21 protein-coding genes are annotated in these 24,981 nt (G+C 47.4%); 6 read left to right on the top strand and 15 right to left on the bottom strand.

The annotated features are described in order from the left end of the window. Positions 1-86 precede the first annotated feature (86 nt). The 3 genes from rhlB (at position 87) to yaaA (ending at position 4,458) form a co-directional block, all read left to right on the top strand. Positions 87-1,502 carry an ATP-dependent RNA helicase RhlB gene (gene rhlB / locus P6910_RS06140; protein ID WP_317145400.1) on the top strand — a complete coding sequence of 472 codons (1,416 nt, stop codon included), beginning with the start codon at positions 87-89 and terminating at the stop codon, positions 1,500-1,502. Positions 1,503-1,795: 293 nt separating this feature from the next. Further along, entirely contained in the window at positions 1,796-3,199 is a 1,404-nt protein-coding gene (locus P6910_RS06135; protein ID WP_317145399.1) for a PhoH family protein, read from the top strand. Between the two features lie 485 nt (positions 3,200-3,684). Beyond that, positions 3,685-4,458 (top strand): peroxide stress protein YaaA, encoded by a 774-nt coding sequence (yaaA, locus tag P6910_RS06130; protein WP_317145398.1) that lies wholly within the window; start codon positions 3,685-3,687, stop codon positions 4,456-4,458. Positions 4,459-4,531: 73 nt separating this feature from the next. On the opposite strand, the gene P6910_RS06125 is transcribed toward yaaA, so the two are convergent. From P6910_RS06125 to P6910_RS06105, 5 genes are all read right to left on the bottom strand, one after another. Then, complete coding sequence (locus tag P6910_RS06125; protein ID WP_317145397.1) at positions 4,532-5,287, bottom strand: VacJ family lipoprotein; 756 nt, start codon at positions 5,285-5,287, stop codon at positions 4,532-4,534. A gap of 16 nt (positions 5,288-5,303) precedes the next feature. Further along, positions 5,304-6,710: a hypothetical protein gene (locus tag P6910_RS06120; protein ID WP_317145396.1), complete on the bottom strand. Its 1,407-nt coding sequence runs from the start codon at positions 6,708-6,710 to the stop codon at positions 5,304-5,306. A 7-nt stretch (positions 6,711-6,717) separates the two neighbouring features. Further along, positions 6,718-7,290 carry a hypothetical protein gene (locus P6910_RS06115; RefSeq protein ID WP_317145395.1) on the bottom strand — a complete coding sequence of 191 codons (573 nt, stop codon included), beginning with the start codon at positions 7,288-7,290 and terminating at the stop codon, positions 6,718-6,720. Between the two features lie 78 nt (positions 7,291-7,368). Further along, positions 7,369-8,604, bottom strand: coding sequence for an OmpP1/FadL family transporter (locus tag P6910_RS06110; RefSeq protein WP_317146512.1), 1,236 nt, complete (start codon positions 8,602-8,604; stop codon positions 7,369-7,371). A gap of 210 nt (positions 8,605-8,814) precedes the next feature. Continuing rightward, on the bottom strand, positions 8,815-9,429 hold the full coding sequence (locus P6910_RS06105) for a trimeric intracellular cation channel family protein (RefSeq protein ID WP_317145394.1): 615 nt from the start codon (positions 9,427-9,429) through the stop codon (positions 8,815-8,817). Positions 9,430-10,102: 673 nt separating this feature from the next. Here P6910_RS06105 and P6910_RS06100 point away from each other — a divergent pair. After that, a complete protein-coding gene (locus tag P6910_RS06100) occupies positions 10,103-11,392 on the top strand; it encodes an OmpP1/FadL family transporter (RefSeq protein WP_317145393.1) in 1,290 nt (429 codons plus the stop codon). A gap of 130 nt (positions 11,393-11,522) precedes the next feature. Here the strand turns inward: P6910_RS06100 and P6910_RS06095 are convergent, their stop codons facing one another. Further along, the gene (locus tag P6910_RS06095; RefSeq protein ID WP_317145392.1) at positions 11,523-11,882 is read right to left on the bottom strand and encodes a hypothetical protein; all 360 of its coding nucleotides are present in this window, start codon (positions 11,880-11,882) and stop codon (positions 11,523-11,525) included. Between the two features lie 605 nt (positions 11,883-12,487). Between P6910_RS06095 and P6910_RS06090 the strand changes: the two genes are divergently transcribed. Further along, positions 12,488-13,777 (top strand): OmpP1/FadL family transporter, encoded by a 1,290-nt coding sequence (locus P6910_RS06090; RefSeq protein WP_317145391.1) that lies wholly within the window; start codon positions 12,488-12,490, stop codon positions 13,775-13,777. A 90-nt stretch (positions 13,778-13,867) separates the two neighbouring features. On the opposite strand, the gene P6910_RS06085 is transcribed toward P6910_RS06090, so the two are convergent. The 4 genes from P6910_RS06085 to P6910_RS06070 form a co-directional block, all read right to left on the bottom strand. After that, the gene (locus tag P6910_RS06085; RefSeq protein WP_410493919.1) at positions 13,868-14,629 is read right to left on the bottom strand and encodes an amino acid ABC transporter ATP-binding protein; all 762 of its coding nucleotides are present in this window, start codon (positions 14,627-14,629) and stop codon (positions 13,868-13,870) included. A gap of 39 nt (positions 14,630-14,668) precedes the next feature. Continuing rightward, the gene (locus tag P6910_RS06080; RefSeq protein ID WP_317145389.1) at positions 14,669-15,757 is read right to left on the bottom strand and encodes an amino acid ABC transporter permease; all 1,089 of its coding nucleotides are present in this window, start codon (positions 15,755-15,757) and stop codon (positions 14,669-14,671) included. Between the two features lie 11 nt (positions 15,758-15,768). Next, positions 15,769-16,968: an amino acid ABC transporter permease gene (locus P6910_RS06075; protein WP_317145388.1), complete on the bottom strand. Its 1,200-nt coding sequence runs from the start codon at positions 16,966-16,968 to the stop codon at positions 15,769-15,771. Between the two features lie 127 nt (positions 16,969-17,095). Continuing rightward, on the bottom strand, positions 17,096-18,121 hold the full coding sequence (locus P6910_RS06070) for an amino acid ABC transporter substrate-binding protein (protein ID WP_317145387.1): 1,026 nt from the start codon (positions 18,119-18,121) through the stop codon (positions 17,096-17,098). Between the two features lie 249 nt (positions 18,122-18,370). On the opposite strand from P6910_RS06070, the gene folE reads away from it, so the two are divergent. After that, positions 18,371-18,928 (top strand): GTP cyclohydrolase I FolE, encoded by a 558-nt coding sequence (folE, locus tag P6910_RS06065; protein ID WP_317145386.1) that lies wholly within the window; start codon positions 18,371-18,373, stop codon positions 18,926-18,928. A gap of 126 nt (positions 18,929-19,054) precedes the next feature. Here the strand turns inward: folE and P6910_RS06060 are convergent, their stop codons facing one another. From P6910_RS06060 to P6910_RS06040, 5 genes are all read right to left on the bottom strand, one after another. After that, a complete protein-coding gene (locus P6910_RS06060; protein WP_317145385.1) occupies positions 19,055-19,291 on the bottom strand; it encodes a hypothetical protein in 237 nt (78 codons plus the stop codon). 183 nt (positions 19,292-19,474) lie between these two features. Further along, positions 19,475-19,819, bottom strand: a complete 345-nt coding sequence (locus tag P6910_RS06055) for a helix-turn-helix domain-containing protein (RefSeq protein WP_317145384.1) — start codon at positions 19,817-19,819, stop codon at positions 19,475-19,477. 121 nt (positions 19,820-19,940) lie between these two features. Continuing rightward, positions 19,941-21,422, bottom strand: a complete 1,482-nt coding sequence (locus tag P6910_RS06050) for an RING finger protein (protein ID WP_317145383.1) — start codon at positions 21,420-21,422, stop codon at positions 19,941-19,943. Positions 21,423-21,747: 325 nt separating this feature from the next. Continuing rightward, positions 21,748-23,163: an RING finger protein gene (locus tag P6910_RS06045; protein ID WP_317145382.1), complete on the bottom strand. Its 1,416-nt coding sequence runs from the start codon at positions 23,161-23,163 to the stop codon at positions 21,748-21,750. 176 nt (positions 23,164-23,339) lie between these two features. Beyond that, the gene (locus tag P6910_RS06040; RefSeq protein WP_317145381.1) at positions 23,340-24,785 is read right to left on the bottom strand and encodes an RING finger protein; all 1,446 of its coding nucleotides are present in this window, start codon (positions 24,783-24,785) and stop codon (positions 23,340-23,342) included. Positions 24,786-24,981: the final 196 nt, after the last annotated feature.

Genomic DNA, 24,981 nt, shown 5'->3' with positions numbered 1-24,981 from the left:
TCCCCGGTTCCGAGACACTCTCAGGACACGGCAGCCCAACGCTGCAGACCGGGATACCGATATCGTATTGGAACGAGATTAAAGCATTGAGTGGTTTACTAGGTCTTTTCAGAAAGAAAAAAGCACCTTCATCCGGTGGGCAAAAGCCTTCACAGGCACCAAAAAATCCTTCTTCCAAGCCTCGGGGCGGGAAGAAAAGTAGCAAAGCTGTCGGAGCCCAATCCAGAAACCCCAAGACACAGAACACTGCTCGACGTAGCCATTCACACAGCTCTCATCGCTCAGCCAACAAGAAGTCCGAGCCTTCCTGGCATATCAGCCAGTTTCAGGTAGAGCCAGAGCAGGGCAAAACCCGCTTTCATGACTTTGATCTGCCTGATCATCTGATGAGAGCCATTCAGGAACTGGGCTACAAGTACTGCACCCCCATTCAGGCAGAAGTACTGGGCAGCACACTGGCTGGTAGAGACGCTATTGGTAAAGCTCAAACCGGCACGGGTAAAACAGCCGCCTTTCTTGTCAGCACCATCAAACAACTGATCGATATCCCACCACCGGATCAACGCTACCTCGGTGAACCCCGTGCCGTCATCATTGCACCTACCCGGGAGTTGGCATTACAGATTGGTCAGGATGCTGAGGCTTTGACCAAATACTTGCCCCTGAATGTGCTGACAGTTGTTGGTGGAATGGATTACGAGAAGCAGCGCAGCCGCATGAGCAATGGCTTCATCGATATCCTGGTGGCCACTCCTGGCCGACTTCTGGATTACTGCGAACGCAAAGACCTGCATCTGGACCTGACAGAAACACTGGTCATTGACGAAGCTGACCGAATGCTGGATATGGGCTTCATTCCCCAGGTTCGACGCATTATCCGGATGACACCCCGCCCTGGAGATCGCCAGACCCTGCTGTTTTCAGCCACCTTCACGGATGAGGTACTCAGGCTCGGTGAACAGTGGACCTGGAAGCCTGTGAAAGTTGAAATCGAACCAGAAAGCGTTGCCACAGAGACCGTCGATCAGAAGGTTTATATCGTCACTAATGAGCAGAAAGTCCCTCTCTTGATCAACTTGATCAATCATAACAACCTGGAGCGGGTGATTGTGTTCACCAACCGTCGGGATGAAACCCGTCGGCTGACCGAGAAGCTACAAAAGAAAGGCCTCAAAGCTGATCAAATTTCCGGTGAAGTACCTCAGAAGAAGCGCCTCAAGACGCTGGATAACTTCAAGAATGGCAGGCTGACGGTTCTGGTGGCTACCGATGTTGCGGGCCGTGGTATCCACATTGACGGAATAAGTCATGTGATCAACTACAACTTGCCCGAAGATCCGGAAGATTATGTCCACCGCATTGGCCGGACAGGCCGGGCTGGAGCCAGTGGTACCAGCATCAGCTTTGCCTGTGAAGAAGACTCTTTCCTGATTCCCGACCTGGAAGAAATGCTGGGTGCAAAGCTCAGCCTGGAATACCCACCTGGAGATCTGCTGAAATAATCATTAACGTGCACTCACCACCAGCGAATGTTCGATAGAAGGTTCGCTGGCGAAAGCCTTTAAACCCTCAAAAAAGCAATCTAAACGGAAAAAGTCAGGACAGATTCAGGACGTAACATTTAGCAGAAATAAGAATGTAATCCTTTAAGTTTAGAATCAAATTTCACTTATTAAAACAATAAAATCAGTATTTAAATTTTTTTAATCCTATCTGAAATTTAAACTTGCTGACTTGCTGCTTTTCGATAAGAATCAAATATGAGAGACCCAAAAAAAGGACGAGGAAGCTGCCTATGGGAAACGCCTTGGAAGCCAGGCCGATCATCTCAACCCAAACAACCACCTACATTCTTGACAGCAATGTTCTGATACACGACCCCAACTCAATCCTCAACTTTGAAGAGCATCAAGTGCTCATCCCCATGACCGTTCTGGAGGAACTGGACAAGCTTAAGAACGGAAAGCAAACCATCGCTGCTGACTGCCGACAGGCCATCAGACTGATTGACCAGATACTGGGTACTGCCTCACCCTCGGAGATCGAAGCAGGCGTTCCTATCAGACGTGGTAATAAATCAGAGCCTCAGGGTACTCTCTCAATCCTGAGCTCTCATCATGTAGAGAACATTACCACGCTGCCCACCAGCAATAACGATAACCGCATCATTAACGATATCTGTCATTTTCAGGAAACCCACCCGGGTGCACCTGTTGTTCTGGTGACTAAAGATATCAATATGCGTCTGAAAGCCAGGGGATGCGGTATTCCAACGGAGGATTACCACAGCGATCAGCTGGTTTCAGATATTGGTTTGCTCAGTAAAGGTTATCGACTGTTCGAAGGCAACTTCTGGGACCGCGTTTCCCAGGTTCAGACAGAGCAGCTGGAGGGTATTACCTACCATCGACTGTTGAAAGAAGAACTCGGTGACGATATCTATCTGAACCAGTTTTTCCTGGACGACACTGGTTTTGTAGCCCGGGTGAACGCCATCACTCAGGACGAAATCCAGTTGCAACACTTCTGTCGTGAAACACTAATGAGTCAGGAAGCCTGGGGGCTTCAGCCTCTCGATATTCATCAGGCCATAGCCCTGAATCTTTTAATGGACCCCGATATTCATCTGGTCAACCTGACCGGTGCTGCGGGCTCAGGTAAAACCATTCTGGCTCTGGCTGCCGCGATAGAGATGACCGTCGCCACCAAACAGTTCCGTCGAATCATAGCGACCCGCTCAACCCGGGGGCTGGATGAAGACATTGGCTTCCTGCCAGGCACGGAAGCGGAGAAAATGGAGCCCTGGCTGGGTGCCATTACTGACAACCTCGAAGCCCTGCACTATGACGATGAATCCACCAACAGCAGTGTGGACTACATTCTCAAGCAGGTCCCTCTCCATTTCAAATCCCTGAACTATATCAGGGGACGAAGCTTTCAGCAGAGCCTGATCATCATTGATGAATGTCAGAACCTGACGCCGCACCAGATAAAAACCATTATCACCCGCGCGGGTTCAGGCAGTAAGGTCATCTGTCTGGGCAACCTGGCCCAGATTGATACCCCTTATCTGGCACCGACCAGTTCAGGACTGACTTACATGACTGAACGATTTAAAAACTTTCCACACGGTGGCGCAGTCCAATTACAGGGAGTCCCACGCTCGCCGCTGGCCGCATACGCTGAAGAAAACCTTTAATTTTCACTGACCTCAGAGAGATAGCCAGACTTGATCGTCTGGCTATCAAAAATTGAGAACCAGTAATCATTAACCTCTCCCTGAAGCCCTACCCTCCTGATTAGCGACTTGCCTCAACCACACAGCTAAACACCATAGCCTGACCGGTCTATCAAGATAATAGAGATAATTCACTACCAAACACCTCCTCGCTCTACTAGGATGTGTTCCATAGTGCTAAAGCTGAACACTTCAGCTTGTTAAGTACTCAGCCATACGGAATCGAATATTTCTGGCTTATTGGGCAGGCGCTCTGCAAGGCGCAACGACGGGAACATAGCAAGCTATGTGACCAGAGTTGCAACGCAGCACGACTGTATGGATGCAGGCTGCTAGAGCAACGCAGGAGCAGTTGCCGCGAGTGCCTGAACAATGAGTCAGAAAATATGATTTCGTATGGTTGAGTACTTAGGGGTAGAACCGGAATTCAGAAGGAAGAAAAAACCATGCTTTTTGTCGTGTCACCTGCCAAAACCCTGGACTACGACACCGCTGTGGTGACGAAAAAGTTCAGTCAGCCAGAATTTCTGGACCAGTCCCAGAACCTGATTGATCAACTGCGAGAGCTGAGTCCGGCAGATATCAGCAGCCTGATGAGCATCAGCGATAAACTGTCACAGCTGAATGCAGCCCGTTACCAGGCGTGGCAACAGCCTTTTACCCAGGAAAATGCCAAACAGGCAGTTCTGGCCTTTAAAGGTGATGTTTACACAGGGCTTGACGCCGAGACCATGAATGCCAAACAGTTTGATTATGCCCAGAAACACCTGCGCATACTCTCAGGGCTCTATGGTCTGTTGAAACCTCTCGACCTGATGCAGGCATATCGTCTGGAGATGGGCACCAAATTTGCCAATAATGCCGGAAAAGACCTTTATGCATTCTGGGGCGAACAGATCACCGACAAACTGAATGAAGAAATGGCCGCCCAAAAAGATGATATTCTGGTTAACCTGGCCTCCAATGAATACTTCAAGGCCGTTAAGCCCAAACTTTTGAAAGGTCAGATCATCACTCCGGTTTTCAAGGATTGGAAAGGTGACAAGTACAAAATCATCAGCTTCTACGCTAAAAAGGCCAGAGGCCTGATGTGCCGTTACGCCATTGATAACAACCTCAAAAAAGTCGATGACCTGAAAGGTTTTGATTACGAGGGTTATGGCTACAACGAAGCCATGTCGAATGACAAGGAATGGGTATTTATTCGCAAAGAAGCCTGAGTACCCTCTTCCAGCTCCATGATTGCCTGTGAGCTGGAAGACACCTCCCTTCTATTACAGATACATTGCAGATTTACTTATTCACGCCCACTTCCAACTCCCGCCTTTTAGTATACAAAAAGCGAATGATGTCGTAGCTGAACGGTGAGCTGAAGTCATCGTAGCTCATGGGAACGGTATAGCGATAGTTAATTCCATAGATGGCAAACAGCTCAGGCTCGGAAAACACCTGTGAAGGCACCCCGAGAAAATCAATATAATCTTCCGCGGCCAGATCAACGACCAGACCACTCACATCCCTCAAACTGAATGGGCCAATGACCGGAACCACCAGATAAGGTCCGGGTCCCACCCCATATTTTGCCAGTGTATTGCCAAATTCATTGCGTTGATGGGGCAACCCCATACTTTCAGCAGGATCAAAAAAGCCAAAAATACCCAGAGTAGAGTTGATGAATAATCGACCGACTGATTTAACAGCTCGCTCACCTTCAAACTGAAGCAGGTTGTTCATAAGGGTGGAAACTTCTTTCAGATTCTGAAAAAAATGGGCTATTCCGATCCGAACAAAAAACGGAGTCACCGTTTCATAAAGCTGCATGACGGGCTCAAGAAAATAGCGATCCAACTGCCGGTTGAAAACAAACACCTCGCGATTAAAGGGCTCCAGTGGATCATAGACATCCATAAACGACATTGAATTCATATTGTGATGCCAGTCTTCCAATAACTCATCATCAGGGTCTCTGTACTTCAAAGTGTCCATAGGATCTGAATAAGGGATACTATGATCAGCCGGGAGATTGCAGACTGTTAGAGAAAACAACAAGAGCAGGAATCCGGCTCTAAGCATCAGGAAAGCCCTTACCTTTGATAAAGCTGAGCATATCCTCGACGTTTTGTGGGTACTTCAGATTGCCCATATGCCCACCCAGGGGGTAGATTTTTATTCGCCCAGCAAAAGTATCATAAAGAAAGTCGAGCCCTTTCTTATCAATAATAAAGTCATCCACATTGTGCACCACACCTACATGCCGGGCTCTCTTCAACCAGGACTTAAGGCGAGGCAAACTGTTCTGCTCAAATATAAGAGTACGCTGCGCAGCAAGGGATTTTTTCTGATCAAAGCAGATTCCCTTCTGTTTCTCTTCATAAGGAATCAGCACCTTATCTATATAGCATTCAAAGCTGCAAAACATGGCCCGCTTAAAAAAAGGAGTTCGGCTATCACTTCGCGTGAGTTTGAAGAACCTGGGAATCAGGCTGACGTTCCAGGTCATGACAGCAGAAGTGAAATACAGGGACGCTACTACCAACCTGAAACTGACGCCTATCAGCAGTGCCAGCTCTTCCCTGCTCAGGGCATAAACGCTTTTCTCCACCTGAACCAACATGGATTCATCGATATCAATACTTTTATGCGTCCGGAAATAAGCAGCCAGCTTGTCAAAGAAATGATTAAAAAGCGTTTTTGCATTATCAACGCCCCGCACATCGGCAAGCAGCAAGCGATCAAGACTATCGACGGTGCGCCGCAGGTCAACAGGAGGATTCACTAACAGCACACGATTAAAGCCAAAGGCGTTCTGTTTGCTGTCTATTCTGGCGATATAGGCAGCGTTGAGCGCACCAAGGCTGTAACCTGTCAGATACCAGCCTTTAACCTGAATTTTTTTAAAGGAGCGAACCCGCCTGACAGACGCTTTCATAAGACGATAGAGATCTTCTGAATCCTGCTGCGTCAGGCCGGGTCGATGGGATCGGGAGCCGGAAACAACAAAGTCGTAACTGGTGGGAGATGAGATCTGAATGACATGAAAGCCCGCCTGATAGTAAACCTTTTTCAGGAACTCGACCTTACTGGTATCGAAACGACCGCCGGTGCCGGCAATAATAAAGATCAGCGGAGCAGGTTTCTCCTGCCAGGCCAGCTTGAAGCGGGGTTTGATCACATCCCAGAATATACCCGGTGCACCCTTAACGGTCTCGTCTGCCAATCCTAAAATCGCTTCACGCACAATACCTTGCCGCAGCTTCACCTGTTGCCCGGGCGGGGTGCCAACGACGGTCGCCAGAAATGGGTCCTTAATAGGAAAGCCATAAGCCCACAGAGTGCCCTGATAGAGAAGAAGCACTAATAACGGGAGCTTTTTCAGGATGGAAGTTAAACGACCACGGTCTTTCAAAAAACATTTTGCCCACGCCACGGTGTCCGTGAGTAATACCGGACAAAATGCCTTTCTTTTACTCATATCAGTACTACTGAGTATTTTCCGGTGATGAAATCAACAGGTAAACTGTCCAGTCATGGGTAAACAGTCCACCGGTACTGACCTTTTCCAGAGAGCCCCTGACCTGCCCATTAAAGGAATACTGAATTTTCTCGCCCTTGTTGTCAGGCAATGCCACCTGCTTTTGCGCCCAACTCTTCGGCAGACATTGACCAATGACACGGTTGGCTTCGTCAAAAGCCTGAGCCGCAGTCTGTTCATCAGGCAGAACACGACTGCATACATAGCTGTAACGATTCGACCACTGCCAGACCTCACAGCCACCGTTCAGTGGTTGATAGTCTGTCTGCCATATGGTGATCTTGTTGTAGAAAGAAGGTTGCTTACGTATGTCCGAAAAACCATTCTGGCTTTTGGTAAAAAGCTGACCAAGATCCTGACAGATCTTGCCCTGATCAACAGTAGGCTTTTCGGTGATCACTTCATCTTTATCGTTGCCGGGATGGTCTGCATACCCCGAAACTATAGTACCCGCCGTCGCCACTAACGCGGCCATCACGAAACTAACTTTAATCGTTTTTTTGTTAAAGACTGATTTCATCGACTTATTCCCTGGTTCTGAAAAACCTCAACCGAGACCTTGCCTGTGAAGACAGGCAAGGTCTCAGACTCAACAAGTCTAGAAAATATAATTCAATTGTGCAGCCACTATATTGGAGCTGTTTTTATAATCGCCAGTTATTGTGCCGTAAAAAGGATTAGGAGTAGTCCTTTGATCTGCACTGTACTTGGATTCACTGATTTTGCCTTCTTTCAGACTCACATACGCATAGGAAATGTCTACGGAGATATTGGTATCAGGCCTCCAGTTTGCTCCCACAGTAAACCAGTTGCGATCTGAATCCGGTGTACGCACAGTGCGATTGTCATCATCGACGGGAGACTCATCAAACATATAGCCCGCCCTCAGCTTCCACTCAGGCAGGACTTGCCATGTAGCTCCAAAACTCCATGCCCAGACATCCTTCCAGTTGATTGGGACGTAGCTGGACAAGTCATTATTATCCGCTCTGACATAAAATTCCTCGAACCGGCTCCAACGAGTCCAGGTGGCCTCAGCCATTAGAGTCCATTCATCGTTTAGCTCATGAGTGAGGCTCAAAGCTGCTTTTTCTGGCATAGTGATATCGAGCTTCGCATCCGATTTCATCTCATTTGGACTCAGGCCCTCGACTTTTACATCTCCTTCGAGTTCAAAATCAAGTTCCGAAAAGTAAGCAAGGCCGACATAGGTTTTATCATAAACATTCCAAAGTGCTCCCAGAGTCCAACCCAATGTTTTAGCATCACCATTAATCTTTGCTTTTGCAGCAGGTACACCAGGATTGACATTTTGAGTTAATTCCCCTTCCACATAGGAACCTATTAACCCAAAACCTACAGAAAAGTCGTCCTGGAATTTGTAGGAAATCGTTCCCTGCAGGTTGACGGTTTTAACACTGGTTTTATTACCAAAGTAACGACCTGCCCAATCCTCGTCATAATCCAGCTCAATACCATTAGGAGCATATCCACTTATACCAAAGCTGATTTGCTCATTCAGTGGCATAACAAAATGCCCAAAAGGTATACCGCTTGTTGACACAAAATCTTCTGTTTTACCTTGAGCAGCCACCGTTCCAGTAGGAAGAGTATGCTGCCCCTCAAACTCACCTCCCTCAAGAATGATAGCGGAGCCCACTGAAACCTGAGTACCCTCAACATAAGCTATACCCGCCGGGTTATTGGCTGCAACAGAAGCATCCTGTGGGTTGGACGCTCTGCCCGCATAAGCTGTGCCCATGTAGCTGGCTGAGTTTTCATTAATACCGTAACCTGCAGAGAAAGCACTACTGGAATGAAAGGAAACTGCCATGGCGGCAAGAAGAGGTGACAGAACAGCCAACCTCTGTCGTAAACACAAAGTCATCTTCAAACCTCATTGTGTGTGTTGTTCTCAAAGGTATAGACGCAGAAACGCTTCCATGCTTTTTTTTTTAGAGGCATTAACGACGATTAGTAATCAAGAGATATTAAAAACACAGGAGCTCTGAGCAAATAGCTATATCTCAAAGCTCCTTTCAGGTCAGCGAGCGGTGGGAGGCAGGTCAAAACGGGGGAGAGATAATTTCTTATAAATAGCCAGAAGTCTGAGTAACAGTACCAGACCTGCAGACAGCAGTGTTGCCATATTGACTCCAGTATAAGATTCCAATGCAACAAAAAGACCGCCACCCGCCATAGCGGCAAAGGCGTACACTTCTTTTTTTAGCACCATTGGCACTTCACCGGAAAGCAGATCCCGAATAGCACCTCCACCACAACCGGTAAGCACCCCCATCATGACAGAGACAATAGCCGAAGCACCAAAATCCAGAGCTTTAGTGACACCAATCACAGTAAATACAGCCAGACCCAGCGCATCGGAAAGCAACATCATATGATGGGTTTTCTGATGCCAGCGCCTTACCAGAATCGCCAACAGGGTTGAGGCAAGAGTAACCAGAACATAATCATGATTCTGCACCCAGAAAACCGGCGTTGCTCCCAGAAGAACATCGCGAATCGTGCCACCACCCACGGCAGTGACAAATGCCAGAACCATTGCCCCAAAGATATCCATATCCTTGCGACAGGCCAGCCAGGCACCGCTAATGGCAAACACGGCAGTACCAAATAAATCCAGAATATAGAGCAGCATGAAAGAGAAAATGAATCCGATGAATGAATACCCAAAGTATACGTTCCAAATCGCATAGGCCACATCAGGACGCTTACTTAATTCAACAGGAGCTTTCCTCAAACGTTGAAGCCTTATGCAGGTTCAGATAACTCCATGAGTGCCTGTCTTTCAGTTTATATAAAAAACATCTTAAGTATTCGACATGGCCCGATTACTACCGCCTACACAGCAATCAGAGGCTCGATTGCATATTTTTTTAAAAAATTTTTTCTTCTTTTCCCGATACTGATCCGGATCTCAACCTTCGAGAAAAACCATTAAATATCATTAAGTTACTAATAAGAAGCCGCATAAAAACATCTTAAATTCATTAAAATAAAAATCGAATACTATTCGAATTACAATTAACACCCAACCCTGTCTTGACTCGACACCTCTAAACAGAGATATTTCGTACTGTCGTTTCAAACATCGATTGCAGAGCACGTTTAAAACGGCGACAAAAACTAATAATAAGCATAAATAGACCAGCGGTCTTTCGACCAGCGAACCGGAAAAGACTCAAAAAAGAGCAAACAAAGTTCGCAATCAGGCAGCCTCATATCACTTGTTAATCAAAAAGAAGTCATTTCTTTGTGGCTTTCTTTGTAACAAGCAGCCGCCTCAGGTCTTGCCACCGCCAGGAGTTATAATGAAAAGCCACACTCGTTCCTCGCATTTTTCGCTCTCTCCATTAGCTGTAGCCTCCTCCCTGGCTGTTGCACTTTCAGCAGGTCAGGCGGTAGCCGGTGGATTTGAAAAAGCGACTCTCTGGGATGCTGAATACACTGCACTGGCAGGTGCAGCGGTTTCTTCTGTCAGTGATTCCAGTGCCATCTTCTTTAACCCGGCCGGTCTGGCTTTTGCGGAGTCTAATGATATTGCTCTGCACTTATCTCCAACCATTACCCAGACAAGCAGTCCTGCGGATGGTACAAATTTTACTGATGGTGAAAAAAACTTTTCCCCTGTTGGCGGCTTTACAGGTCTGTTTAAACTGGATGACAAGTTCACCATGGGTTACGGTATTTATGCTTCCGGTGGTGCAGCTGCCAGTTATGAGGATGTTAAGGTTGGCAGCGCTCTACCCGTCACAGCCGACTACTCTACTGACATCAAAATTATTGAAGCGGGTCTGGGGTTATCATACCGCATTAACAATAACTGGTCCGTTGGGGGTACGTATCGCCTGACCTATGCTACTGCCGATATCAACTTGGCGTCTGCCCCTGATGCGTTTGGTGGTGCTGTTGGTGCTGCAGTGGGCTATAACGACCTGAGCGGCTACAATACCTTCGGTGTTCGTCTGGGTGCCATGTACCGCTCTGATGACGACCGCTGGGGCTGGGGTATCAACTACCGTTCTGAAGTCGATATTGAAGCGGATGGTGATTACAACTACCGTGACGGAGCTGGCGGCAGCGATACAGGTGATGCCACTGCAGAAACAGCATTGCCGATGTTGATATCTACCGGTGTTGACTACAAGGTAGCCCCACACTGGACCCTGTTCGGTGAGATCACTTACTCTAAGTACAGCGACATTGAAAAGATCGACTTTAGCTCTGACGATACCACTGTCGCCGTACCTGCAATCAACACCAACTGGGAAGACCAATACAACTACCGCGTTGCTGCCGAGTACACCGGAATCGAAAACTGGGCTCTCAGAGCCGGTTACATTTATACAACAGCTGTTGTACCCGAAGAATATGCTGCGCCCACCTTCTCAAGCCCAGCCGATGCGCACAGCTTCACTCTGGGTGCAGGTACCAGCATTCTTGATGGACAAGTGGATCTGGACTTTGCTGCTGTATACGACACAGTTAAGAATGATGATGTAAAAGGGGGTGGTGACCTGACCAGCACTACTAAATCTTATGCTGGTAAGTATGAATCCAGCTCCTACTCCCTCCATGCTTCTGCAACTTACCGCTTCTAAGTCGGTTTGTTAGTCGCATAATAAACAAGGTCGCTGATCAAAAGATCTGCGGCCTTGTTTTTTTCTGAGATCATTATTTAACCCCTTCCGTCCAATGGATGTTTATCCCCTCATAAATACAGTTAATGAATTAACCACCCGGTCCGACCTCATTATCGAATGAGCGTAAAACCCCGTACTTTGAGAGGGTGTCGCAAAACTCCAATAGCTCGTTCCCATGCTCTGAGGTCGTCATTCCCGCGAAGGCGGGAATCCAGCGCCAACGGTGGATCTCTGCCTTCTCGGGAATGACAAGGCCAGGGGGCACCGGGCAGAATGGTTCTGGTGGTGAGTCAGTGTGGATTCCCGCCTTCGCGGGAATGACGAGAATGAAGCCGGGAATGACGAGAATGAAGTCGGGAATGACGAGAATGAAGCCGGGAATGACGAGAATGAAGTCGGGAATGACGAGAGTCAACTCGTTCGCACGTTGGAGAGAGTTTTGCGACACCCTCTGGAGCATGGGAACCAGAGTTTTACGACACCCTCTTGAGGACGGGGATGAAAGCTCGGCTTGCAGAGCAAGCCTCTTGTGCTATTTTGCCATCCGTCAGGCGTTTCTAGCGATTACGCTACCTGACAGGAAAAGTAAAATACCTTCCGCTTTCTGCCCGTGTTTCTTAACGGGGTCGCCCAGACGGGGTCGCCCAGACGGGGTCGCCCCGGGTCTTCCGGAGAAGAATTCCAGTAACGCATCTTAATCAAGGTGCATGGAATTAATTGCAACAATAACTCGAATAATATTCGAATTATTATTAACAAAAAAATTCACCTTGAATCAGAAAGTTAGAAATAGAGTTACTGCTCACAATAATTTCAAAGCTTGTTTTGAAGCACTTTTAAAAGATTTTTTAATAGCTAATTATTTACAAAAAAATAACATTAATTTCGATTAAGAATAAATAAAATAGCCGTCGTTCGACCAGCGAACCAGCAAAAATCCACAAGAGCACACAAGGTTCGCAATCAGGCAGATTGATGTCACTTGTTAATAAAAAGAAATCCTTTTTTAAAACAGGGAGCTGCCTGAGGTCTTGCCACCATTAAGGAGTAATAATGAAAAGCCCTACACGTTCCTCGCCTTTTTTCCTCGTTTCCACTCTCGCTGTTGCTGTTTCTTCAGGTCATGCGGTAGCCGGTGGTTTTGAAAAAGCGACTCTCTGGGATGCCGAATACAGTGCATTGGCAGGTGCAGCCGTTTCTTCTGTCGATGATTCCAGTGCCATCTTCTTCAACCCGGCCGGCATGGCTTTTGCGGAGTCCAATGATATTGCTCTGCATGTGTCTCCTACTTTTACTCAGGTAAATGGTCCTGCGGATGGAGATACTTTTATTGAAGGTGAAACCAACTTTTCCCCTGCGGGCGGCCTGACAGGTCTGTACAAACTGAACGACAAGTTCACTATGGGTTATGGTGTTTATGCTTCTGGTGGTGCTGCTGCCAAGTATGAAGATGTAAAGGTTGGAAGCCTTGCATCCGTCACTGACGACTACTCTACTGACATCAAAATTATTGAAGCGGGTCTGGGATTATCTTATCGCATCAACAGAAACTGGTCCGTTGGGGGTACTTATCGCCTGACCTACGCCACTGCCGATATCAACATGGTGTCAGCGTTAGGTCCGGTTGGTGTTGCAGTGGGCTACAACGACATGAGCGGTTTCAATACGTTCGGTGTCCGTTTGGGAGCCATGTACCGTTCTGACGACAACCGCTGGGGCTGGGGTATCAACTACCGCTCTGAAGTAGATATTGAAGCAGACGGTAAAGCATCTTTCAGATCGGGCTCTCCTTCAATTAGCCCAATAGATGACTATAGCGATGTTGATGCGACCGCAGAAACCGCACTGCCCATGCAGATCTCTACCGGTATCGATTATCAGGTAGCTCCACACTGGACCCTGTTCGGTGAGATTACATACTCTGAGTACAGTAACAACGAACAGATCAAGTTTACCTCCGATGATGCCCCTGCCACTGGTCTAGCTGTACCAGCAATCAACACCAACTGGGAAGACCAGTACAACTACCGCATTGCTGCGGAATACACTGGCATTGAAAACTGGGCCCTGAGAGCAGGTTATATTTATACAACAGCTGTTGTACCCGAAGAATATGCTGCACCCACCTTCTCTACTCCAGCCAATGCCCATAGTTTTACTCTGGGTGCCGGAACCAGCATTCTTGACGGACAGGTAGATCTGGACTTTGCTGCTGTCTATGACACCGTTGAGAATGACGATGTCAAAGGCGGTGGTGATCTGACTGACACTACTACATCTTACGCGGGCAAGTATGAATCCAGCTCATACTCCCTCCATGCTTCTGCAACTTACCGTTTCTAAGCCGGTTTTTCAGTAGAAACATAACAAGGCCGCTGATCTTTCGATCAGCGGCCTTGTTGTATGGAATTCAAGCTGAATTCCCTGCGACAATCAGTGATTAAGGATCTGCCCCAAAAACTCCCTGCTACGCTCAGACTTCGGATTATTAAAGAAGACTTCCGGTGTCGCCTCTTCCACGATTTGCCCCTGATCCATAAAGATCATACGATCCGCTACCGTTTTGGCAAAGCCCATCTCATGGGTCACGCAGAGCATGGTCATGCCTTCATTGGCCAGCTCGATCATGACGTCCAGTACTTCCTTGATCATTTCCGGGTCCAGTGCCGAAGTCGGCTCGTCAAACAACATGATTTCCGGGTTCATACAGAGGCTCCGGGCAATTGCCACACGCTGCTGCTGACCTCCAGAGAGTTGCCCGGGATATTTATCCGCCTGATCGGGAATACGGACGCGCTCAAGGTATTCCATCGCCGTTTTTTCCGCTTCTTTTTTAGCAGTTTTTCTGACCCAGAGCGGCGCCAGTGTGCAGTTTTCTAATACCGTCAGATGGGGGAACAGGTTGAACTGCTGAAACACCATACCGACTTCACGACGGACCTTCTCTATATTTTTCAGATCCCGGGTCAGCTCTGTGCCATCAACAATAATCTGACCTTCCTGATGCTCTTCCAGAGCATTGATGCAGCGAATCAACGTCGACTTACCCGAGCCGGAAGGCCCGCAGATCACGATCTTTTCGCCACGCACCACATCCAGATTAATATCTCTGAGGACATGAAAGCTGTCGTACCATTTGTTAACCCCATTCAACCTGATGACAGGACTTGCAGGGTCTTTAACTTCCCGGACCATCTTATCCATGAAGACCTCTCATTTTCATTATTCTTGAATTCAATTCTTTTCCAGGCGCTGGCTGTATTTGGACATACCAAAACAGAACAACCAGAACACAAATCCGGCAAACAGATAACCTTCTATGGCACTGCCCAGCCACTCGGGGTCATTCAGGGCCGCCTGAACAATCGAAAGCAGATCAAACAGACCAATTACCAATACCAGACTGGTGTCTTTGAACAGGGCAATAAAGGTATTCACAATGCCGGGAATCACCAGACGAACAGCCTGGGGCAGAACCACCAGCAACATACTCTGCCAGTAACCCATTCCGAGACTCTGGCAGGCTTCTACCTGACCTCTTGGAATAGCCTGCAATCCACCGCGCACCACTTCTGCCATATAAGCTGACTGGAACATGACGATGCCAATCAGGGCCCGAACCAGTTTGTCGAAAACAATTTCTTCCGGTACAAACAGTGGCAGCATGACCGACGCCATAAACAGAACAGTAATCAGCGGAACGCCACGCCAGAGTTCAATATACGCAGTACAGAAAGTCCTGATCACCGGCATGGAGGATCGTCTGCCAAGGGCCAACAAAACGCCTACCGGTAATGATGCCAGCATGCCGTAAAGCGCCAGCACCAGTGTCACCATCAAACCACCCCACTTGTGGGTTTCAACCTCGGGCAGACCGAAGTAGCCTCCGGACAGCGTCAGCCAGGACGTGACAGGCAACACCAGCAGCCCCACCCCCAATGCCAGCTTCTTGCCGGGAATGGCCGGAATCATCAGCCAACCCAGAATCAGCGCCAATTGCACAAAAAACAGATTCACCCGCCAGATTTCACTCTCGGGATAGAAGCCGTAAATAAACTGATCCAGTCGTGCAGTAACAAAAGCCCAGCAGGCACCATCGACATTACAGGCCGAGCGGCTTTCTCCCGTCCAGGTGGCGTCCATGACCGCCCACTGCCAAAAGGGAGGGAGGATCAGATAGAGACCATAAATAATCGTCAGCGTCATCAGTGACTGTAAGGGCGTCGCAAACAGCTTCTCCCGCATCCAGCCTAAAACACCCCTCGAGTTGACCGGGGGCTCTCTTGCAGGAATCATTTTTTCTTCCATCTTCGTGCTCTTCATAAAGAGAGTCCTTATCGCTCTACCAGCGATACCCAGCGGTTATAGAAGTTCATCAAGACAGACACGGTCAGACTGATTGTGAGATAAACGGCCATGGTCATGGCGATCACCTCAACGGCCTGACCGGTCTGGTTCAGTGTGGTTCCCGCAAAAACACTGACCAGATCCGGATAACCTATGGCCGTCGCCAGTGAAGAGTTCTTGATCAGGTTAAGGTACTGATTGGTCAGGGGCGGAATAATCACCCGCATGGCCTGGGGAATCACCACCAGACTCAAAACTCTGCGGGGCTTGAGACCCAGAGCCGCAGCGGCCTCTTTCTGACCTTTGCTGACGGACTCAATACCAGAACGAACGACTTCAGCAATAAAAGCTGCGGTATAAATACTCAGGGCAAACCAGAGCGCAGCCAGTTCAGGGATTAAAACCAGGCCGCCAGAGAAATTAAAACCTTTTAATTCCGGTATCTCCCATTGCAACTGAGCATCCACCAGAAAGCTGGTCACCAGTGGAATCAGCACAACGAATGAAGCCATTGCCAACTTGTTAAAAAGAATCGTTCGCCCGTTGTTTTCGCCATGTTGACGGTTAGACAACCATGAGCGCATAAAGAATCTCAACGTCAGAACAACAGCCAGACAAGCTACGAACACCCAGACAACCGTCACCATGCCAGCATTGAATTCGGGCCAGGGGAGAGAGATTCCACGAACATTAAGAAAGATGGTATCAAACAGGCTGATGCTTTGACGGGGGTTGGGCAGAATGCCCAGAACCGCAAAGTACCAGAAGAAAATCTGCAGCAGCAGGGGAATATTCCGGAAAACCTCAATATAAATACTGGCCATTTTTGACAGCAGCCAGTTAGAGGAGAGGCGGGCTACACCGATCAGGAATCCAAGAACGGTGGCAAAGATAACGCCCAGAAATGAGACCAGCAGAGTATTGAGCAAACCTACCAGAAAGGTTCTGCCAAAGGTATGGCTTTCGTCGTACTCCACCAGCGTCTGGATAATGCCAAAACCTGCAGACTGGGATAAAAAATCAAAGCCGGTACTGATGCCACGATGCTCAAGATTAGACAGGGTATTGTTCACTACCCAGGCGACCATTGCCACGACAGCAAGGATCAACAGAACCTGAAAAAGAACAGCCCGCCAGACCGGGTCTCGCCAGAGTCTTACTAACATAGGGTGCCTTTTATTAGCCATGAAGAATCCTTTCATGGCTTTACTTTTATTTTGCTAAAGGTATTTTGCCAGAGGTATTTTGCTATAGGCATCTGATAGCAGAAGGCTGACAACCCACTTCATTGGGGCTGCCAGCCTTTGAGAACTCTTAGCGGAAAGGAGGCGCGTAGAGAATACCGCCCTGGCTCCACTGGGCATTGAGACCACGCTCAATCTTCAGCGGAGAGGATGCACCGATATTACGCTCAAAGATTTCACCATAGTTACCCACTTGCTTCACTACCTGGTAAGCCCAGTCGTCCTTGAGACCCATACCCTTGCCTTTTGGACCTTCAATGCCCAGCAAACGGCGAACGGAAGGATCGGTTGAGGACTTGCTCTTGTCGACATTGGCTGAAGTCAGACCCAGTTCTTCAGCATTGATCATGGCAAACAGAGACCACTTCACAATGTTGAACCATTGGTCATCGCCCTGGCGAACCAGTGGCCCCAGAGGCTCTTTTGAAATCACTTCGGGAAGAACGACAGCCTGATCCGGCTTGGACAGACGCAGTCTCAGCGCATAAAGCTGGGATTGGTCAGAAGTCAGAACATCACAACGACCTGAATCAAAACCTTTGGCCGTACCGTCGGAGGTATCAAAGACAACAGGCTGGTATTTCATGCCATTGGTGCGAAAATAATCAGCCAGGTTCAACTCGGTGGTCGTACCGGACTGAATGCAGATCGCAGCACCATCCAGTTGTTTGGCACTGGTCACACCCAGCTCTTTTTTCACCAGAAAGCCCTGACCATCGTAATAGCTGACACCGGCAAAGTTGAGACCCAGCGAAGCGTCACGGGTAAGTGTCCAGGTGGTATTACGGGAAAGCATGTCAATTTCACCGGACTGCAAAGCGGTAAAACGCTCTTTGGCGGTCAGGGGAATGAATTTAACCTTGGAGGCGTCGCCCAGTACCGCAGCCGCCACGCCACGACAGACATCGACATCAATGCCGGACCACTTGCCTTTCTCATCAGGTGTCGCAAAACCCGGCAGACCGGTGTTTACACCACAACTCAGGTAACCTTTGCTTAACACGGTTTCCAGTGTACCGCTATCGCTCTCAGCCTGGGCACCGGTAGCTGCCAGCATAAGAACAGGTGCAACCCATTTTTTGAGTTTTCTTATCATAATAGATCCCGTTTGTTATTTTTTTACTACTTTACAGTAGGCATCTGATACTCGCAGTAACTTACCTACATTAGGCAGAGCTGACAAGTCCGCCAACAAATAAATCTCTCAGAGACCCAAACCGTTCCACATGGCCCCCTTTATGTTAAACTCTGGCCAATTTTTTACATGAACTACCCATGAAAGACAGGCAGTATCGGCCCCTGCCCTCTTCATGCCACTACTTTTCATGTCACTATTGAGCGATCCATGACCGAACATCTGAGCGAACATTACAAAGCCATCCTCGAATCCCTGGGAGAAGATATTCACCGGGATGGTCTGAGAGAAACCCCGAAACGTGCCGCCAAGGCCATGCAGTTCCTGACACGCGGTTATGAGCAAAGCCTTGAGGATATTGTCAATAACGCGGTGTTCGAATCCGATATCAGCGAAATGGTGGTCGTCAGGGATATTGAACTCTACTCCATGTGCGAACACCACATGCTGCCCTTTATTGGCAAGTGCCACATCGGTTACATCCCTGATGGCAAAGTGCTCGGTTTGTCCAAGTTCGCCCGTATCGTGGATATGTTTGCCCGTCGTCTACAGATTCAGGAAAACATGACCAGGCAGATTGCCGACGCCATTGTTGAAGCTACGGGTGCAAAAGGGGTGGGTGTTGTTATTGAAGCCAAACACATGTGCATGATGATGCGTGGTGTCGAAAAGCAGAACTCTTCCATGACCTCTTCTGTGATGCTGGGCCTGATGCGTGAAAACCAGCCTTCTCGTCAAGAATTCCTGCAGTTTATCCGCAACAAATAATTCACTGTCGTATAAAGGAGCCCTGGTGGCTCCTGTTTTCACGGCCACAGCAACAGACCGTTAAACTTTGTGAACTACTCGCCCCTAAAGAGGGTGTCGCAAAACTCCAACAGCTTGTTCCCATGCTCAGAGGTCGTCATTCCCGCGAAGGCGGGAATCCAGCGCCAACGGTGGATCTCTGCCTTCTCGGGGATGACAAGGCCAAGGGGGCATCGGGCAGTATGGTTCTGGTGGTGAGTCTGTGTGGATTCCCGCCTTCGCGGGAATGACGAGAATGAAGTCGGGAATGACGAGAATGAAGTCGGGAATGACGAGAATGAAGTCGGGAATGACGAGAATGAAGTCGGGAATGACGGGAGTCAACTCGTTCCCTCGCTGGAGAGGGTTTTGCGACAGCCTCCTTCGCGGGAAGGACGAGAATGAAGCCGGGAATGACGGGAGTCAACTCGTTCCCTCGCTGGAGAGGGTTTTGCGACACCCGCCTTCGCGGGAATGAAGAGAATGAAGAGTTTTGCGACAGCCTCCTAAAGGAGCGAGCTTCCAATACTAAGCACCTACCAAAATAGATGCCGTTCCTTTCTTTTTTGACGCTTCTCTGCCACTTGCAGGAGAGGGCTTGCCCTCTCTCGACTTACGATTGGCTCGACGCCCTTTAGTCAGCACGGGAATTCCCTTGCCGACCAACTCCGTTCCAGAGTCTGAAAATAGATTAATCGCTCGATTCTTAATTACGATGCTGGCGTTTCGATCAGCGTTGTCAACATGTCCACAGTGACCGCATAGTTCGTCGCATTTTGCATTCCAGATAACCCGGGCGCAGCCCATCCATTGAGACAAAACCAACTTTTGCTGATCTGTTGGATTGGCTTTGAGTCGGATCCCCCGGAGCATTTTATTGGTCACTACCTCGAAAAAGTCAGTAACAATATCTAAGCAATTGTCACAGCATGGCTAGCGCCTTGCAGGGGCTTGACCCGCCTCTAAAGAAGCGGGATTGCGCCCTTAATTTCGTTCAATGATGGGGCACGAAGTATATATTCCTGTATGAGTGCGTTATTTTTCGACAAATGGGACACCCTCGCTGCTCCCGCACAAATCGTTCAGCACAAGTCTTGCACAAACCAGCGTGTCCACAAGGCTCTAGTGCCGTCATTTCATGTGGTGGTTCGAAACAAACTGGACATTTAGCGGTTCCACCTGGAGCGCCTCCAACGGCTCCAGCTTCCTCCGTTAAAGTCTGGCTTGCTAATTGCCGTCGCAGTTGGGCTATCAGTTCATTTTGTTGTTGAATGACTGTAGCCGGGTCTTGATGCTCAGAATTTGAATCCTCACCAGAAGCCCCAAACTCAACTTCAAATTCTCGCCCATTGTCTGAACCTCGAAAATAATCCGATAGATAGCCCAGGTTTTGTGACGATTCTGCCTGCGGTACTGCAGACTCTGGCGTTGGGTCAATACCCAAAATAGCCTCTGTAAACTCTTGCATACCCTTCACAGTAAACATGACCCGAGGTACAGGGTATAAATGTCCAGGGGGGAAAAAGCCAGCCAAACTCCAGTAGATAGTGCCCATAATCTCGTAGGGTAAGTATCTTTGCAGCAAAGTTTCCAGTGTCTCAGGCCATTCCCGCCCTGAGTTGATGCTCTGGAAAGCTGCCGATGCCATGGCAGTTAAGCCAATTAGAAGTGCTATTTCCGTGTCGAATCCGGCTGTCACGAATTGACTGGCAATGCTTTGCGTTGAACTGTATTCATTGATATTTTCAGAAAGCCATCCAAGGAAAAATGACCGGTTGTAGCATATTCCGGTATAACTGTTACGCATTCTGATATAACTGTTACGCAGCACGGTAAAGTAGTGATTAAAGTCATCGCTGGAAAGAAAATGAGGACCAAGAAAAGCCAGAAGCATCAGGACTAAATTGTTATTAAGTCCAACATAATTGGACTGACTTGCTCCCCAATCTGAAGAGAAATAATGAAAATAAGGGTTTCTCCAGCCACCTCTCATTACAGACGAAAAAAAATGTTCAAAGAGGCTTTGTGCTATTGCTTTAATTAGCGCTTTCTTGTCAGGACTTTGTACATAGGTCTGATTTATATTTATAGCGAACATATAATGTATTAGTCTCAGCATTCTTTGAATGCGATTTTTTCGATCATATTGAGCGTGAGTCATGTTCACATAACGAAAATAGAAGCTGATCAGACGTCTAAAATCTTGCTCATCAACCTCGTAATTCGTGCTGATTTCAAATCGCTCATCTCCAGACAGGTCGTCAGAGGTTAAATTAAGTCCGACAAAACCAATGCGGATGTTTTCAAGTGGACTTTGACCAGCGTGCCTTTGTTGTTCGTTTAAAGGTGGATTCGAGTTTGCCTTATGATACCTGCGAAATTCTTCAAGGCCGTAGGTGTCGTCTGCCAGCACCTGCTGATAAAAAAACAAAAATACTGAAAACAAAAGTGTCTTTAAGGCACATTCTATGGTCATACTCTCACCTGCATTCGTTAAAACGGCTGCACAACTATTAATGAGCTTTACGTGAGCCCCCCTCAGTGCCTATTTATATAGGCCATGGAGACCCATAGAAAAAGCTGACCCGGATGTTGCCATTGACAGCAACCACCTCAAGCCTGCTCTCGTGTCTATCCCGATGGAGAGAAAGCACTGACTTTTTAGCCAGACAGAAGACGGGGCAAACAACATTGGTCTGCTCAAACATTAATCGTCAGTTGTCTTTTTGCAGACATTGATCTTTACAAGCACTTCGTCAATTTTCTTCAGCTCACCAGGTAATCTGGCACTCTGCAGACATTCAAGGAAAAGACATGTCGATAACTCTGATGAATGATAAGGTAGCTTCCCGACAAAAGGGACAGTCCCTCTGCTCATTTATAATTCGCTCAGCACAATTCTTGCAAAAACCAGCATGCCCGCAACTTTGTAACAGCATGATGTCTTCCAGCGGTGTGCGACATAGTGGACATTTGTTGACTGCTCCCGAAGCTCCTCCAACTGCACCAGCTTCCTCCCTCTCAGACTGGTTTGCTAATTCCCGTCGCAGTTCGGCTATCAGTTCATTTTGTTGTTGAATAACTTTTGACGCTTCCTGATGCTCAGAATCCGGCTCTTCTACATAACCATCACTGCCTGAACCCTCAGAAGAATCTAATAAGTGACCCTGCCTTTCTGACGATGATGCAGGTATGGGGTCAATACCCAAAATACTGTGTGTAAACTCTTGCATACCATTCACGGTAAACATAACGATAGGTACTGTATACGATTGTCCAGCGTTACAATGAATAGCTATATTTTTGTAGACAATATCCAGAAGTTCGTATGGCAAGTAACTTACCAATAAGGTTTCCAGTGTCTCTTGCCATTCCCGCCCTGAATTAATGCGCTGGATAGCTGCTGATGCCATTGCAGTTAAACCGATTAAAAGTGCTGTTCCTGCGTCCAATTCAGCTGTATTTAATTGATTGGCAAGACTTTGCGGAGAATGATATTCATTGATATTTACAGAAAGTAATTCACGTTCAAATGCATCATAGTAGCTTGTTCTGGTATAGCTGTTATGCAGTACTTTAAAGTGGTCATATAATTCATTCTGTAAAAGAAAGTGGGGACCAAGAAAAGTCATTAGAAATAAATCTTTATTTACATCGTCATAACTGTAATGATTCGCTGCAAATTCAAAATCATAATAATGAAAATAATGTTCACTCCCGTCATTTATACTTTCCGACAAAAAGTTTTTCTCAAAGAGGCTTTCTGCTATCGCATTTATTCTCCGTTTATCTTCGGGTTTTTTCCCATTGGTCCTGTTTATATTTATAGTGAATACAAAATTCATTAGTCTCAGCATTCTTTGAATGCGAAGTTTTCGAGATTGTTCGGTCACGTTCACATAATCAAAATAAAAGTTGTTCAAACGATTAAAGTCTTGCTCAGAAATCTCGTAATCATCACAGATTTCCAGTCGCTCATCTCCAGAGACAGCGTCAGAGGCTAAATTAAGCCTGACAAAGCCAATACGGATGTTTTCAAGAGGGGTTATGGCGGGCTGATCTGTGCAACTTTGTTGTTTTTCTGAAGGCGGTTTCCAGCTTTTCTTTTGATGCTGGCGGAATTCCTCAAGGTCATAGGTGTCGTTTGCCAGCCCCTGCTGATAAAAAAACAAAAGCACTGAGAACAATAGCATCTTTAAGGCACATTCTATGGTCATACTTTCACCTGAATTCCTTGAAACAGTTGCCGTCCGACTCGCGATATTCAGCATTAACCCCGCAAATCTGGCAAGAGAAGTTCGGGGCCAATCCGTTAAAATCCGATCTCGACAAATAGCAGGGTCTGTCCCCCGCTCGAACGCTTTCTTTCGATAAACTTGCACTGCGAACACATTCAATGAGGGGGCATTAAGAATATCTTTCTGAATGATTCCGGTTCTTTCCGACAAACAGGACATCCCCTCTGCTCCCGGACAAATCGCTCTGCACACGCTTTGCATAAACCCGCATGTCCACAAGTTTCTAATAACGTTATTTCTTGCAGTGGTTCGAAACAAACCGGACATTCTATGACTTTTTCTGGGGCTCCTCCCACTGCACCCGCTTCCTCCGCTCTGTGTTGGTTTGCTATTTCCTGTCGTAATTGGGCTATCAGTTCATTTTGTTGCTGAATGACTATTGACTGATCCTGATGCCCAGAATCCAACGCCTCACCAGAATCCTCAACCTCATTGTCTGAACCCAGTGAATAATCCGATTGATAGTCCAGGCTTTCTGACGATGATGCCGATGATATTGCAGGTTCAGGGTTAATAGCCAAAATACTATGGGTAAAATCTTGCCTGCCACTCAAGGTGCACATAACCGTAGGGACAGGGAAGATGCGTCCATTATGGCAAAGGCTGGCTAAATTGTTGTAGATAATGACCAGAAGTTCGTCTGGCATGTGACTCATCAACAAGGTTTCCAGTGTCTCTGGCCATCTCTGTCCTGAATCCAGGCACCGGGAAGCGGCTGGTGCCATTGCGGTTAAGCCAATTAGAAGTGCTGTCTCTGTGTCCAGTGCGGCTGCAGTCAATTGATTGGCAATGCTTTGCGGAGAATTATATTCATTGACATCTCCAGCAAGCAGCTCACGGGAGAATGCTCGATCGTAGCTTTTTCTGGTATAGCGTCTTTGAAGCACGCTAAACCATTCAGACAAGCCATACCGGGAAAGATAATGGGGACCAAGAAAAGCAAGAAACATCAAGACTAAACCATTATTAACACCGTTATGATAATAAGACTGATCTTCTGATGGAACTGAATGAAAATAAAGGAAATAAGGATTCCTTCGACCGTTTACATTGTCAGATAAAAACATTTGCGTAAAGAGGCTTTTTGCCATTGTATTTATTAATTCTTTCTCTGTCGGGCTTTGTTCCATGAACGCATTTATATTTATATCGAACATACGGTGTATCAGTCTCAGTGCTGTTAGAATGCGTGCTTTTTGATAGTGAGGATCACCTATGTTCACATAGTTAAAAAAAAAGTTTAGCAGTCGTTGAAAGTCTTCCTCAGAAACCTCGTAATTTTCACAGATTTTCAGTCGCACATCTCCAAACAAATCGTCAGATTCTAAATTAAGCCTGACAAAGCCAATGCGGATGTTTTCAAGTGGGCCCATCACAGGCTGGCCTGATTGTCTCTGTTTTTTCTTTGAAGGCGGTTTCCAGTTTGTTTTTTGATACTCGCGAAATCTTTCAAGATCATAACTATCGTTTGCCAGCCCCTGGTGAGAAAAAAACAACAACACTGAAAAGAAAAGCGTCCTCAAGGAACATAGTCTTATCATACTTTCACCTGTATTCGTTAAAACAGCGGCACTGCTATTAATGAGTTTTTGATGAGCGTCCCTGGCAACTACTTAAGTACTCAACCCTACGAAATCATATTTTCTGACTCATTGTTCAGGCACTCGCGGCAACTGCTCCTGCGTTGCAACTCTGGTCACATAGCTTGCTATGTTCCCGTCGTTGCGCCTTGCAGAG

The sequence above is a fragment of the Endozoicomonas sp. 8E genome (assembly GCF_032883915.1).
In the GTDB taxonomy this organism is placed as follows: Bacteria; Pseudomonadota; Gammaproteobacteria; order Pseudomonadales; family Endozoicomonadaceae; genus Endozoicomonas_A.
Note: the sequence above shows the minus strand (reverse complement) of the source record. Positions and strands in the feature narration are given on the sequence as shown.